11 protein-coding genes are annotated in these 14516 nt (G+C 62.6%); 1 reads left to right on the top strand and 10 read right to left on the bottom strand.

The window, feature by feature from the left end:
• Positions 1–66: 66 nt before the first annotated feature.
• The 10 genes from V3W40_RS17940 to urtA form a co-directional block, all read right to left on the bottom strand.
• Entirely contained in the window at positions 67–372 is a 306-nt protein-coding gene (locus tag V3W40_RS17940; protein ID WP_065947146.1) for an urease subunit beta, read from the bottom strand.
• Positions 369–902, bottom strand: a complete 534-nt coding sequence (locus V3W40_RS17935) for a GNAT family N-acetyltransferase (protein ID WP_027607725.1) — start codon at positions 900–902, stop codon at positions 369–371. Before V3W40_RS17935 ends, V3W40_RS17940 begins: the two co-directional genes overlap by 4 nt.
• Positions 903–907: 5 nt before the next feature.
• Entirely contained in the window at positions 908–1420 is a 513-nt protein-coding gene (locus tag V3W40_RS17930; RefSeq protein ID WP_065925589.1) for a GNAT family N-acetyltransferase, read from the bottom strand.
• 9 nt (positions 1421–1429) lie between these two features.
• Positions 1430–1732 (bottom strand): urease subunit gamma, encoded by a 303-nt coding sequence (gene ureA, locus V3W40_RS17925; RefSeq protein WP_003171437.1) that lies wholly within the window; start codon positions 1730–1732, stop codon positions 1430–1432.
• Between the two features lie 146 nt (positions 1733–1878).
• Entirely contained in the window at positions 1879–2718 is an 840-nt protein-coding gene (locus V3W40_RS17920) for an urease accessory protein UreD (protein WP_027607727.1), read from the bottom strand.
• Positions 2719–2751: 33 nt separating this feature from the next.
• Complete coding sequence (gene urtE / locus V3W40_RS17915) at positions 2752–3450, bottom strand: urea ABC transporter ATP-binding subunit UrtE (RefSeq protein ID WP_330215434.1); 699 nt, start codon at positions 3448–3450, stop codon at positions 2752–2754.
• A gap of 12 nt (positions 3451–3462) precedes the next feature.
• A complete protein-coding gene (gene urtD / locus V3W40_RS17910; protein WP_174562753.1) occupies positions 3463–4296 on the bottom strand; it encodes an urea ABC transporter ATP-binding protein UrtD in 834 nt (277 codons plus the stop codon).
• The gene (gene urtC, locus V3W40_RS17905) at positions 4293–5360 is read right to left on the bottom strand and encodes an urea ABC transporter permease subunit UrtC (RefSeq protein WP_065947150.1); all 1068 of its coding nucleotides are present in this window, start codon (positions 5358–5360) and stop codon (positions 4293–4295) included. Before urtC ends, urtD begins: the two co-directional genes overlap by 4 nt.
• A complete protein-coding gene (gene urtB, locus V3W40_RS17900; protein ID WP_330215433.1) occupies positions 5360–6862 on the bottom strand; it encodes an urea ABC transporter permease subunit UrtB in 1503 nt (500 codons plus the stop codon). The genes urtC and urtB overlap by 1 nt, the downstream gene beginning before the upstream one ends.
• Before the next feature lie 137 nt (positions 6863–6999).
• On the bottom strand, positions 7000–8265 hold the full coding sequence (gene urtA / locus V3W40_RS17895) for an urea ABC transporter substrate-binding protein (RefSeq protein ID WP_330215432.1): 1266 nt from the start codon (positions 8263–8265) through the stop codon (positions 7000–7002).
• Between the two features lie 321 nt (positions 8266–8586).
• Between urtA and V3W40_RS17890 the strand changes: the two genes are divergently transcribed.
• Positions 8587–14511 (top strand): DUF4329 domain-containing protein, encoded by a 5925-nt coding sequence (locus V3W40_RS17890; protein WP_330215431.1) that lies wholly within the window; start codon positions 8587–8589, stop codon positions 14509–14511.
• Positions 14512–14516: the final 5 nt, after the last annotated feature.

Raw genomic sequence — 14516 nt, 5'->3', positions numbered from 1 at the left:
GGGCAAGCCCCCTACCACCTTTGGAATGCGTTCCCCTGTGGGAGGGGGCTTGCCCCCGATGAGGCCCTAAAGGTCGCCCATGATCCGCCCGGCAAACCCGAACACCCGCCGCCCGCCGCTCAAATCCACCAGCTCGACCTCACGGCTCTGCCCCGGCTCAAACCGCACCGCCGTGCCCGCCGGAATATTCAGGCGCATGCCACGGCTCAAGGCACGGTCAAATGTCAGCGCATCATTGGTCTCGAAAAAATGGTAGTGCGAACCCACCTGGATCGGCCGGTCGCCGCTGTTGGCCACACTGAGGGTGACGGTGCGTCGGCCGACGTTGAGTTCGATCTCGCCAGGCTGGATCTGATATTCGCCAGGAATCATGCAGGTTGCCCCAGGGTCTTGAAGTAGATGGCGGTCGGGCTATAGCGCCCGTCCGGGCTTTGGCAGTAGTCGGGCAGTTCACCGATCTTGGTGTAGCGCAGCGACTGGTAGAAGGCTTCGGCAGGCGAGCCGGCTTCGGTGTCCAGGTACAGCAGGCCGCGCTTGTGCTGGCGCGCGGCGAGTTCCAGGGTGTTCATCAATTGTTGGCCCAGGCCGTGGCGCCGCGCGTTGCTGTGCACCAGCAGCTTTTGCACTTCGGCGCGGTTCAGGCCGTTGGCTTTCTGGCACAGCGCCAACTGCACGCTGGCGATCACCTGCTCATCGCGCACCACCACCCACAGCAACAGGCTGGCGTCTTCAATGCTCGCCTGTACCCCGTCCAGATAGGCACGGGCCTGGGCTTCATCGAAGTCGGCCATGAAACCCACCGACGCACCGTGCTTGACCGCATCCAGCAACAGCTCGATCAGGCCCCGACGGTAGTGGGCAAAACTTTCAGCATTGACTCGACGCAGTTGCGCGGCGTTCATCGAACTCACTCCTTGGGCGGTTGCGCGCCCGGATTCAATGTCAGTTGCATAAAGGTCAGGTCCAGCCAGCGGCCGAACTTGATGCCCACCTGAGGCATTTGCCCGGTGGTGACGAAACCCAGGCGCTCATGCAGGCGGATCGAGGCCAGGTTGCCGCTTTCGATGGCCGCCACCATCACGTGTTTGCCACAGGTTCTGGCGCGTTCGATCAGGGCCTGCATCAGCCGTGGGCCAAGGCCCTTGCCGCGCTGGTCGTTGCGTACATACACCGAGTGTTCGACGCTGTAGCGGTAGCCTTCGAACGCGCGCCAATCGCCAAACGAGGCATAGCCGATCACTTGTTCATTTTCGGTCGCCACCAGAATCGGATAGCCCTGGGCCTGGCGTGCACTGAGCCAGGCCTGGCGGTTGCCGAGATCCACCAGTTGTTCGTTCCAGATCGCCGTGGTGTTGAGTACCGCGTCGTTGTAGATGTCGCGGATCGCCGGCAGGTCTTGCTCGGTTGCATCACGAATCATGGCCGTGCCTCACGCGATGGGTTGGTGGACGGTCACCAGCTTGGTGCCATCGGGGAAGGTGGCTTCCACCTGGATGTCCGGGATCATTTCCGGGATGCCTTCCATCACCTGTTCACGGCTGAGCAGGGTGGTGCCGTAGTGCATCAGGTCGGCCACGGTGCGGCCATCGCGGGCGCCTTCCATCAAGGCGGCGGAGATATAGGCGATGGTTTCCGGGTAGTTGAGCTTCACACCGCGCGCCAGGCGCCGTTCGGCGACTAAGCCGGCGGTGAAGATCAGCAGTTTGTCTTTTTCCCGTGGGGTCAGGTCCATGGTTCAAGGTCCTTCAAAGAATGCATTCTTAAATACAACAGAGATCAAGTGTGGGAGGGGGCTTGCCCCCGATGGGGGGTGTCAGGCAATACATCTTTCACTGACCCACCGCCATCGGGAGCAAGCCCCCTCCCACATTTTGATCTTCATGTGCTCCATATTCGTGGTGAGACTGCTTCCCGTCCTAGCACCGCCGGGCGTAACAGTTTCCATAAATCAATCAACCACCCCCGCGCCAGCAGCGCTTCACTGGCCAGGCAGCGGGCGACCAGCAAGCCAGGCAGTTGGGTCAGGTCGCCGCGCACGGCGTGGGGCAGGGCACGGCAGTGTTCGAGTAATTCGGGCTCGATATCGCCGGTCACCAGCAGGGTGGCGAACACCGGTTGGCCGTCCAGGCCGATGGGCGAGTCGAGCAGGCCATCGGCGCCCACAATGCGCTGGCGCTCGTGCCAGAGCAACTGGCCGTCGCGGCGGATATCCAGGTGCGATTGAAAGTGGCCCAGGTCGAAGCGCTCGCCACTGGCCGGACGCCCCAGGGCGATCACGTCCCAGTAGAACAGCCGGGCATCGCCGTGCAGGTCGATGCGGGTGCTGAGTTCGGCCTGGGCGGCGCTGAACACAATGGTTTCCTGGGGCAGCCATTCCAGGGTCGCGCCGGCCTCCACGGTGAGATCAAGTTGCTGATACGCCGGGCCGCTGGCGCGATACCACTTCGCCGCGCCAGGGCTGGTCAATTGCGCCCACGCACCCTCGGCGACATGGGCGCGGATGTCCAGGCGGTCACCGCCGGCAATCCCGCCAGGCGGGTGCACGATGATGTGCTGGCACACCTCGGGGCCTTCGGCATACAGGTGCTTTTGCACCCGCAGCGGGCCAAGGTGACGGCGCATCACCGGGCGCGTGGTGTCGCCGAAACGCGCGTAGCCGAGGTCCAGCTCGGCGTGCCAGCTGGGGGTGAACAGGGCAGGGGAAACGGGCAGGTTCATGGTTTCTTGTGCTTATCGTCAGGACGCTACAGGTTAGATGGTAACCAAACCGCGCACACCCTCACTCTCCATATTTTCACCACGGCCCTGCTGCACGATTTCACCGCGCGACATCACCAGGTACTGGTCGGCCAGCTCGGCGGCAAAGTCGTAGAACTGCTCCACCAGCAGGATCGCCATATCGCCGCGCGCCGCGAGCTTCTTGATCACGGCGCCGATCTCCTTGATCACCGAGGGCTGGATGCCTTCGGTGGGCTCATCGAGGATCAACAGGCGCGGGCGGCTGGCCAGGGCGCGGCCGACGGCCAACTGTTGCTGCTGGCCGCCGGACAGGTCGCCGCCGCGCCGGTGCTTCATTTGCAGCAAAACCGGGAACAGTTCATAGATAAACGCCGGCACTTCCTTGGCTTCGGCACCGGGGAAACGCGACAGCCCCATCAGCAGGTTTTCTTCCACCGTCAGCCGCCCGAAAATCTCCCGACCCTGGGGCACGTAGGCGATGCCGGCGTGCACGCGCTGGTGCGGCTTGAAGCCGGTGATGGCCTTGCCCTCCCAGTTCACCGCGCCTTCCTTGGCCGGCAGCAAACCCATCAGGCATTTGAGCAGGGTGGTCTTGCCCACGCCGTTACGCCCGAGCAGGCAGGTGACCTCGCCGATCTTCACGTCGAAGGACAGCCCGCGCAGGATGTGGCTACCGCCGTAGTACTGGTGCAGCTTGTCGACTTGCAGCATGTTCAGTTCTCCTTAGCGACCGAGGTACACCTCGATCACCCGCTCATTTTCCTGCACCTGTTCCAGCGACCCTTCGGCCAGCACGCTGCCCTGGTGCAACACGGTCACGTGGTCGGCAATCGAGCCGACAAACCCCATGTCGTGTTCCACCACCATCAACGAATGCTTGCCCGCCAGGCGTTTGAACAGTTCGGCGGTGAATTCGGTTTCGGCGTCGGTCATGCCCGCCACCGGTTCGTCCAGCAGCAACAGTTGCGGGTCTTGCATCAGCAGCATGCCGATTTCCAGGAACTGTTTTTGCCCGTGGGAGAGCAGTCCGGCGGGCCGATGCACGGAGGCGGTGAGGCGGATGGTGTCGAGCACTTCGTCGATTCCATCCTTTTGCTCGCCGCTCAGGCGCGCACGCAGGCTGGCCCACACCGACTTGTCGGTCTTCTGCGCCAGCTCCAGGTTTTCGAACACGCTCAGGGCTTCGAACACCGTGGGTTTCTGGAACTTGCGGCCGATGCCGGCCTGGGCGATCTGCACTTCGCTCATGCTGGTCAAGTCGAGGGTTTCGCCAAACCAGGCCTTGCCGTGGCTGGGCCGGGTCTTGCCGGTGATCACGTCCATCAGGGTGGTCTTGCCCGCGCCGTTGGGGCCGATGATGCAGCGCAATTCACCGACGCCGATGTACAGGTTCAAGTCGTTGAGCGCCTTGAACCCATCGAAGCTGACGCTGATATCTTCCAGGGTCAGGATGGTGCCGTGGCGGGTGTTCAGGCCGGTGCCTGCGGCCTGGCCGATGCCGATAGCATCGCGGCCGCTGCCCGCATCGAAAATAGGTTCGAGCATGACGTTCCTCATTTCTTCAACAGCCCGATAACGCCCTTGGGCAGGTACAGGGTGACGATGATGAACAGCGCCCCGAGGAAGAACAGCCAGTACTCCGGGAAGGCCACGGTGAACCAGCTCTTCATGCCGTTGACCACGCCGGCGCCAAGCAACGGCCCGATCAGCGTGCCACGCCCGCCCAGGGCCACCCACACGGCGGCTTCGATGGAGTTGGTCGGCGACATTTCACTCGGGTTGATGATGCCCACCTGCGGCACGTACAAGGCGCCTGCCAGGCCGCACAGCACCGCGCTCAGCACCCACACGAACAGCTTGAAGCCGCGCGGGTCGTAGCCGCAGAACATCAGGCGGTTCTCGGCATCACGCAGGGCGGTCAGCACCCGGCCGAACTTGCTCCGGGCCAGGCGCCAGCCGATGTACAGGCTCGCCACCAGCAGCACCACCGTGGCCACGAACAGCACCGCCCGCGTGCCCGGTTCGGTGATGCCGAAACCGAGGATGCTGCGGAAGTTGGTGAAGCCGTTATTGCCACCGAACCCGGTCTCGTTGCGAAAGAACAAGAGCATGCCGGCAAAGGTCAGCGCCTGGGTCATGATCGAGAAATACACGCCCTTGATCCGCGAGCGGAACGCGAAGAAACCGAACACCAGCGCCAGCACGCCCGGCGCCAATACCACCAGGCACAGGGCCCAGAGGAAGTGCTCGGTGCCGACCCAATACCAGGGCAATTCGGTCCACGACAAAAACGTCATGAACGCCGGCAGCTCATCGCCGGAAGCCTGGCGCATCAGGTACATGCCCATGGCATAGCCGCCGAGGGCAAAGAACAGGCCGTGACCCAGGGACAACATCCCCGCGTAGCCCCACACCAGGTCCAGGGCCAGGGCGACAATGGCGTAGCAGAGGATCTTGCCCACGAGTGTCAGGGTGTAGGCCGATACATGCAGCGGGTTTTCCGGCGACAGCAGCGAACACAACGGCAGGGCCAGCAGCAGCAACAGCACCACCGCGCCGACTGCAATCGTCACCTGGGTGCCGGCCTTTTGCGTGGCCGTAAGCATCAATGGCTGGTTCATCAGTCGATCACCCGTCCTTTCAGTGCGAAGAGTCCCTGCGGGCGTTTCTGGATAAACAGAATGATCAGCGCGAGGATCAGGATCTTGCCGAGCACGGCACCGATCTGTGGTTCCAGGATCTTGTTGGCGATACCCAAGCCAAACGCCGCCATAACGCTACCGGCCAACTGGCCGACACCGCCGAGCACCACCACCAGGAACGAGTCGATGATATAGCTCTGGCCCAGGTCCGGACCGACGTTGCCGATCTGGCTCAGCGCCACCCCGCCAAGCCCGGCGATGCCGGAGCCCAGGCCAAAGGCGAGCATGTCCACACGCCCGGTGGGCACGCCGCAGCAGGCGGCCATGTTGCGGTTCTGGGTGACGGCGCGCACGTTGAGGCCCAGGCGGGTCTTGTTCAGCAGCAGCCACGTCAGCACCACCACAAACAGTGCGAAGGCGATGATCACGATGCGGTTGTACGGCAGCACCAGGTTGGGCAGCACTTGAATGCCACCCGACAGCCACTGCGGGTTGGCCACCTCGACGTTCTGCGCACCAAACACCAGGCGCACCAGTTGGATCAGCATCAGGCTGATGCCCCAGGTGGCGAGCAGGGTTTCCAGCGGGCGCCCGTACAGGTGACGAATCACCGTACGTTCCAGGGCCATGCCGATGGCGGCGGTGACGAAGAACGCCACCGGCAGCGCGATCAGCGGGTAGAACTCGATGGCCGCCGGCACGTAGCGCTGCATCAGCAGCTGCACCACATAGGTGGAGTAGGCGCCGAGCATCAGCATCTCGCCGTGGGCCATGTTGATCACACCGAGCAGGCCGAAGGTGATCGCCAGGCCCAGGGCCGCCAGCAGCAGGATCGAGCCCAGGGACATGCCGCTGAAGGCCTGGCCGAGGATCTCACCCATCATCAGTTTTCGTTTGACCTGTGCCAGGCTGGTCTCGGCGGCGGTGTGCACGGCGGCGTCGGTTTCCACCCCGGGCGCCAGCAGCGCTTCGAGGCGCGTGCGGGCCAGCGGGTCGCCGGTACTGCCGAGCAAACGCACGGCGGCGAGGCGCACGGCCGGGTCGGTGTCGACCAGTTGCAGGTTGGCCAGGGCCAGGCTGAGGGCTGTGTGCACGTCCTCATTGGTCTCGGCGGCGACCTGCTGGTCAAGAAACTTGAGTTGCGCAGGTTGCGCGCTTTTTTGCAGGGTGCGTGCCGCGGCCAGGCGCACCTTGGGGTCGGCGGCGAGCAGTTGCTGGCTGGCCTGCACGTTGTCGATCAAGCCGCGCAGGCGGTTGTTCAGGCGCACGGTCTTGGTCTCGCCGTTGAGCGTGAGCTGACCTTGTTGCAGGGCGTCCACCAACTCGATGCGCGCCGGGTCGGGCTGGGCGGCCCAGTCCTGGAGGAGCTTGGCTTGTTGCGTCGGGTTGGCGGCCAGGAAGTCTTCGGCGTCGCCGGCATGTACCGCCAAAGGCAGTAACAGCAGCAATGCCAGGAAATAGCGATTGAGGGCAGCGGGCATAAACAAATGTCCTAGTCATGCGCGGACAGTGTGGGAGGGGGCTTGCCCCCGATAGCAGTGGGTCAGTGACAAGTGCATTGCCTGACACGCCGCTATCGGGGGCAAGCCCCCTCCCACAGTTGACCTGTGGTCGGGCTTTAGTTGCTCTTCACCGCGTAGTCCGGCTTTTTGTCATTGCCAGGAATGTACGGGCTCCACGGCTGCGCCCGGATCGGCTCCTGGGTCTGCCACACCACCGAGAACTGCCCATCGGATTGGATCTCGCCGATCATCACCGGCTTGTGCAGGTGGTGGTTGGTCTTGTCCATGGTCAGGGTAAAGCCCGACGGCGCGGCGAAGGTCTGGCCGGCCAGGGCTTCGCGCACTTTGTCGACGTCGGTGGACTTGGCTTTCTCGGCTGCCTGCGCCCACATGTGGATGCCCACGTAGGTGGCTTCCATCGGGTCGTTGGTCACCGCTTTGTCCGCGCCCGGCAGGTTGTGTTTCTTCGCGTAGGCTTTCCAGTCGGCGACAAACTTCTTGTTCACCGGGTTCTCCACTGACTGGAAGTAGTTCCAGGCCGCGAGGTTGCCCACCAGCGGCTTGGTGTCGATGCCGCGCAGTTCTTCCTCACCCACGGAGAAGGCCACCACCGGTACGTCGGTCGCCTTCAAACCCTGGTTGGCCAGCTCCTTGTAGAACGGCACGTTGGAGTCGCCGTTCACGGTGGAAATCACCGCTGTCTTGCCGCCGGCGGAGAACTTCTTGATGTTGGCAACGATGGTCTGGTAATCGGCATGGCCGAACGGGGTGTAGACCTCTTCGATGTCCTTGTCCGCCACGCCTTTGGAATGCAGGAACGAGCGCAGGATCTTGTTGGTGGTGCGCGGGTACACATAGTCGGTGCCGAGCAGGAAGAAACGCTTGGCGCTGCCGCCTTCTTCGCTCATCAGGTATTCCACCGCCGGGATCGCCTGCTGGTTCGGCGCCGCACCGGTGTAGAACACGTTCGGCGACATCTCTTCACCCTCGTATTGCACCGGGTAGAACAGCAGGCCGTTGAGTTCTTCGAACACCGGCAACACGGATTTACGCGACACCGAGGTCCAGCAGCCGAACACCACGGCGACCTTGTCCTGGGTCAGCAGTTGCCGGCCCTTTTCGGCGAACAACGGCCAGTTCGAGGCCGGGTCCACCACCACCGGCTCCAACATCTTGCCGTTCACGCCGCCCTTGGCGTTGATTTCATCGATGGTCATCAACGCCATGTCTTTGAGGGACGTTTCGGAGATCGCCATGGTCCCGGACAGCGAATGCAGGATACCGACTTTGATGGTTTCGGCGGCCTGGACGGTCCAGGTCATGCCCATGGCGGCAATGGATGCCGACAAAGTGAAAGCCTTGATCAAGCTGCGACGCTTCATTGTGCAATCTCCGTGAACTGATTTTTATGGGGCGTAAACCGGTTGCCTAGGTGGGCTGCTGGAGTGATTGCAAAGGCTGTGCCCAGTCGGCAAACGGCATGCACAGGTCGTATCCACGGGGATATCCCACGGGTCGCGCCCCAAGGCGGGGCCTGAACGCCAGAAGGGGGCGCGTGCGTGCGTCATTCTGGTGCCGGGCTGTCGAGGCTCATCTATATGTAATGCCTGGTCCCGTGTCTGGCTGAGCAGAATCGCCTGATTCGGTGCGGTACCGCGCAAGGCGGGTGCACCTGGTTGTCAGACGGAAGCAGGGAGCTGCAAATGAACAAACGATTGTCGAGGCAAGCGCGCGCCGCCCAGCGCGTCAGGGACGTGCCGTTGCCGGCCTTGAGCCGGCGCTTTATCCATCCGGACGATGCGGCGCTTTGGGCCCACCGGCGCATTGGCACACGCTATGAACACGAATATGGCGGTGTGATCCTGCGCAACCCACAGGGGTATTTTTTTGCCACGGAACCGGTGAAAGGCAGTGGTGATGTTTTCGATGTCAAAGATGTATTGAACATCGGCGATGACGGCGCGGTGCTTGCGCCCGCAGGGTATGAGCTTTCAGGCATCTACCATTCGCATCCTGCCGTACACGACGAGGTCACCCGCAACAACCCGGAGCTTTCCGTCCAACAGGTCAAGGCGTTCGTGAACTTCTTCTCCATTGGCGATGTGGTGGCCGATGTATTGGACCAGCAGTTTTTTGCGCTGTCGTATCTGTCGGGGCCGGACGATTCCCTGATCCGCTACAAGCCCAGTGGCTCGTCTATCGAGGCGCGTCATGTGCAGTGGCTGGAGGGGAAGCTGGCGCAGCGTCCCACGGAGGCGGACAACACGGTTGAGGGGGATATCAAGACATTGGCCGCCCTGGGCGAGTTGAGCCTGGTTATCTCCAGCGCAGTGTGGGGCGGTTCGCGTGGGGTGGTGTCGCCCCATTGGCAACCCTATGCGCCGTTCCAGCAAGCGGTGCGGCCACTCTCGTCGAGGGTCTGCACCGAGGTCGCGCAGGCCATTCAGGCCGGGGTAGAAGGCAGCCCGGCAGTCAAGGATACTTGGCGCCTGGGCCTGATTTTCAAGCGCGATAACCTCGAGGAATATGTGGCCACGCCGGCCCTCGCCATGACCGAGCCGCGCTTCGCCGTGAATGACCTGTTGTCGACGGACCATGACGGCAATTACGTACTAGCGCACGCGCACCGTATCGAAGGTTTCTACTGCGTTCCACCTGCCGAACGCACCCAGGTGGCGCCACAGCAGCCCTGGCTTTACCGCAGCTTTTTCCCGCCGTTGGCGCTGGCGACGGCGGCTCATCAGTCGCGGCTTATTGCCAGCCTGCGGGTGCCGGATCGGCCGTTGAGCCTTTACCAAGCCATGCCGGATGGCGCATTGCTTGGCTACCAGTTTTCCTACGCCGATGCCGAAGCTCAACTGTATCGAATCGCCGATGATGGCCAGATAAGCGACCACGGGCTGGACGCTCAATTGCTGGCGGGAAAACTGGCGCCCCAGGCGTTCGTCCTGAAGGTCGCGGCAGCGGGGACGTTGACGGTGCTGGGGACGGACCGTGTGTGGGATCAGGCCGGGCGCGTCACGGCTCATTGGCGACCGTTTTCCAACATCGCGCCTGTCACGACGGGGCCGGCCTTCATGAGCCCCGACGATGCCGCACGCTGGGCACACAACCAGATCGGCACGCGGCGCAATAAGGAATATGGTGGCGCGATCCTCAAGCGCGGCAATCGTTATTTCGCCACCGAGCCCACCAGTGGCGCGCACGTGCTGTTTGATTTTCGGGCGATCCTGGCCCTGGACGATCAGCAGAATTTCATCGCGCCCTACCCGTATGAGTGCCACGCGCTCTACCATTCACACCCTGGGGACGATGGTCAGATAAAGCGGCATAACCCGAGTTTCACGCCTGATCAGGTCGAGCTGTTCAATAGTTTTTACTCCAACGCTGACCAGGTGTTTGTCATCACGCACCGCGACTTTGCCCGTGTGCACTACCTGTCGGGCGCCGAGGGCGCGTTGCTCAAATACGTCAGCAGTGGCTCGGCCGAAGAAAAAAGCCTATATGCGCAACTGGCAGGTACGGCACCGGTTGTGCCATTCACGGCGTTCGAAGGCGCGGTCTGGCGGTTGGCGAAGGCAGGCGACCTGCGGGTGGTAGTGCCCTCGCCGGTGTGGGGCGGCGTGCGCGGCCGAGTGAGCGCTGGCTGGACCTTGCGCAGCCCCGTGAGCCGAACGCGCGCGCCGCAGGAACAACCGTTTTTCACCTCGCTCGGCGGCAGTGCGCAAGTCGCCGTGCTGATTGCCTTGAACCTGGTTTCGCGGCTGCCGTCGAATGGCTTTCAGGGGGCAGTGCTCAAGCACCAGAGCACCTCAACCTATATCGCCACCGAGCCGATGACCCTGGGCACTTCGTTGGCGGACCTGTTTCCGGTCCGGGACAACGGCCAATACCGATTGCCCTCCAACTATCGGCTGGTGGGTTTTTACTACACGACTGCCCTGCAGGCGGGTGCATCGCTGTCTGCCAAGGAGCCGTGGCTGTACACGCGATTTGTCAGCCCGCCCCTGTTGGTGACGGCGATGAACCAAGCGGCCGCCACCAAGAGCCTGCAGATCGCCGAGATGGGCTTGAAGCTGTTTTTGCACACGTCCGACGGCGCCCTGCTGCAATGGCAGGTCCCCGACGCCGAGACCGCCACCGAGTTATTCGGGGTGAGTGCCGACCATTCAGTCACCGACAACGGCAACTGGGCGGCCTTGATGGACGGCACGCTGACACCGCGTGCGTTCGTGCGCCGGGTGATCCGTGCAGGCCAATTGACGGTGCTGCAACAGGGGCGGTTATGGAGCACCCTGGGACAGCTGTATGACAGTGAGTCCATGCCGCTGGGCCTCAAGAACGGCAGCCTCGGTGCGGCGTTCTTGAGTGCCGACGATGCGGCGCGCCATGCGCATGAACGCATCGGTGTGCGGCGTGATGTGGCCTACGGTGGCTACATCCTGCGGCGCAGGGATCAACGCTTCGTATTCACCGAACCGGTGCGTATTCAAGGCGATGGTTTTGCCGGTGATCTCTTGCTTCCGAGCAGGGGCGACGGGTTGCTGGTGCCCCCGAGTGATCATGAGATTTACGCGCGCTACAGTTCCCATCCGCCGCTGTCCCATGACGAGTTGGCGCAGTGGCAGCGTGCGGGATGGACGACCACCGACCTTGAGGTCAGCGCTACGACGTTTTCGGACGTGGAAATCCGTTCGGTGCTTCAGGCCCAGCGTCCCGCGTACCTGAGTGGTTCGCCCAACAACCTGATTGGCTACTTCCCCAGCGGGTCGGAGCATGAGGCGCTGGTCTTGGCCAACGCGACGCGCGAACCTGGAATCATTGGCTATCATCGCCGTCTTCAAAGCGGCGAACTCAAGCCTCAGAACCTGGTGACGCGCCTAGCGGATGCCGGTGAGTTGCGGGTGCTTGCACGTACGCCGCTTTGGGGCCCGCGCATCCGGGTCTACCCGGATTGGACGCCGCACTTTCAATACGCCGACACGGCCCCGCAAACACCCTCGCTCAGTGCGCTGTTTGCCAGCGCGGATGCGGCGGCGGTCAATGCGCACGTCCGAGGCTATGGTCGCAACCTCAATGCCCAAGGGTGTACGGCCTACCTGCTCAAGCACCCGCAAAAGAACGAGTACGTGGTCAGCGAACTGGCCCCTGCCGAACCCGGCAGTTGGCTGAGTGACTCTGCCCTGGGCGCGGCCTACCTGGCAGGCGGCGACTTTGTCCATGGTTTCGTGGTGGTTGGGTTGTTCTACTCTCAGCAGTGGTTGCCCAGCGGCCTGCCCACCACCGAGGCGTGGTTGACCCAGTTCTTCGCAACGCCACACCTGCTGCAGCGGGCCGAGAAGGATGCGCGTTATCTGCCGCGCGTCGGCGCGGCGGGCGTGCTGCCGGTTTATCTGTCGACGCTGGAAGGCGCGTTGCTGCGCTTTCAGCCGCCCGAAATCTCAGTGTTCGAGGGCGGGGTGAATGGCGCTGAGGTCAGCGTAGGGGGCATGAGTCTCAGCCGGGGCACCCTCGATATTCGCCGCTTTGTGACATTGATGGCCCAAACCGGTGGGTTGACGGTGCTGTATTCCAGCCCCTGCTGGGACCGTCGAGGCGCGGTGAGCGCGCAGCCCTCACAGTGGCGGCCGTACGAGCATTTGCTGCGCCGGCGCCTGGGGCCGGCCTTTCATGATCAGGACGACGCCGCCCGCTATGCCCATGCCCTGCTTAAAGGGATGAACGGTGCGCCGCTGTCGGGGGGCTTGATTCTCAAGCGACCCGACGGGTTGTTTGTGGCCACCGAACCTTTGAGCGTCCCCACGGAAGACTTCGATCCCAAGTGGGTATTCCCCGATGAGGTTGTGGCGCTTGGCGGGTTTCCCGCCGCCCACACCATCGTGGCGCGTTACCGTTCAAGCTCGGGACGTGAGCTGCCGTTCGCCCTGGACACCACGCAACGCGACATCTACCGCAACATGCTGTCGACACGGGTTATTGGTGCTGCGCTGTCGGCGACCGATACCCATCTGAACCGCGAGTACCTGTTCGGCTCTGATGGCAGTGTATTGAGTTACAGCCGCAGCGGATCTGAGTTGGAGGCGCGCTTGAAGGTCGATTTGCAACCTTTGAATCGGGTGCGCGCAGATCGACTGGAAAACACGCTGGAGCATCAGATCCGCTCAGGGACGCTCAAACCCCAGGCATTCGTCGTGCGCTTGAGCAAGGCCGGTACGTTGCGCGTGGTGGAGGGCAGCAAGGTCTGGGGAACCCCCAGGTTGCTGGTGGATTTCTTACCCAACGTTGACCGCCCGCCCGCGCTGCAGATCGAGAATGCGTCTGCCGAGCCCGCCTTCAGCCCGGTGTTCGCGCAGGAGCAGGCTGCCGTGCGATACGCCCATGAGCGCTGTCAGTACGGTGACACGCTGAAGTTTGGCTATGTCTTCAAATCGACCCGCAAAGAACAGTACATGGTGACGTTACCGCTGGCGCGGCAGAGCTACTGGAAGTACGCGCAGGTATTTCCCGATGGCCTGTTTCCCCAGGGGTATGTGCTCGAAGGGCTTTACTTGTGTGCCTCGCTTGAGGCCCTGACGCCGGGGCAAGACCCCCATCAGCAGACGTTCCATTCGCCGTTGGACATCGACAATGGGATTCGTTTTTCCCGGCGTGCCGTGAACGGTAAAACCATGAGGTTGTACCTGTCTTGCCCGGAGGGTGCATTGATCCGCTACCTGTATCGGGACACTGACGAGGCCTTGGATTCACGGGCGCATTTCCCGGCGATCCTTCAGCAGTTGCACGCGGGCAAAATCAGCGTGTTGGACTATGTGCACGACTTGGCCCGTCGCGGCAACTTGGATGTACTCGTCGAGGGCAAGGTCTGGGCCGGTACGAATCGAATCACCCCTGGCTGGATACCCGGAACAGGTGAAGGCTTTACCGACTACCCGCTGGGCTGTGGTCCGCTGTTTTCCCACAGTGATGACGCTGCGCGTTATGTTCAACGCAGTTTTAGCTCGGTGCATGGGCACAACTATGTGGCGGCGATCCTGGCAGATGCGGCGCATGCTTCGTTTATCGCGACGTTGCCGTTATGGCCGGGCCTGGATATGCCAAGGCTGCTGCGGTTGTTCTACACCGGGCGTTCCGGGCCGGTGCAACCGGCCGTGCAACCGGATGATAAACCTGTGCCCTGGCCGGACTTCCCGAGCGGCTATCGTGTGGTTGGCGCTCAGTTGATCTATAAGGATGCCCCGCCCGCCGGGCCGTCGGTGTCCAAGGATGAGCGCCTCACCAGCCACTTTATCGAACCCACGTTCCTGAGCTATTTCATCCGCATCCTCAAGGCGCATCCGCACACCTCGCCGAGCCTTTACGTAGTCACGCGCGGTGGGGCGTTGTTGAAATACATCCCCGGATTCTCGCCGTTGGAAAGCCAGCTCATGGTCTCGGCGGCGAGTGTCAAACCCATTGCGTTTTTCAACCGCTTGACGGGCGTTGGCCAGTTGTATGTGCTCGAAAAAGATGACTACTGGCAACAGGAAGAGGTGATCAAGACCCTGCAAACGGACAGTCGCGAAGGCGTCCAGACCGATGCGCCCGTGATTGACGAACCGTTGCGGATCCGTGACCGCGATGAGCTCTAAACCGC

Origin of the sequence: Pseudomonas sp. AM8, assembly GCF_036346475.1 — a bacterium.
Lineage (GTDB): Bacteria > Pseudomonadota > Gammaproteobacteria > Pseudomonadales > Pseudomonadaceae > Aquipseudomonas > Aquipseudomonas marginalis.
Note: the sequence above shows the minus strand (reverse complement) of the source record. Positions and strands in the feature narration are given on the sequence as shown.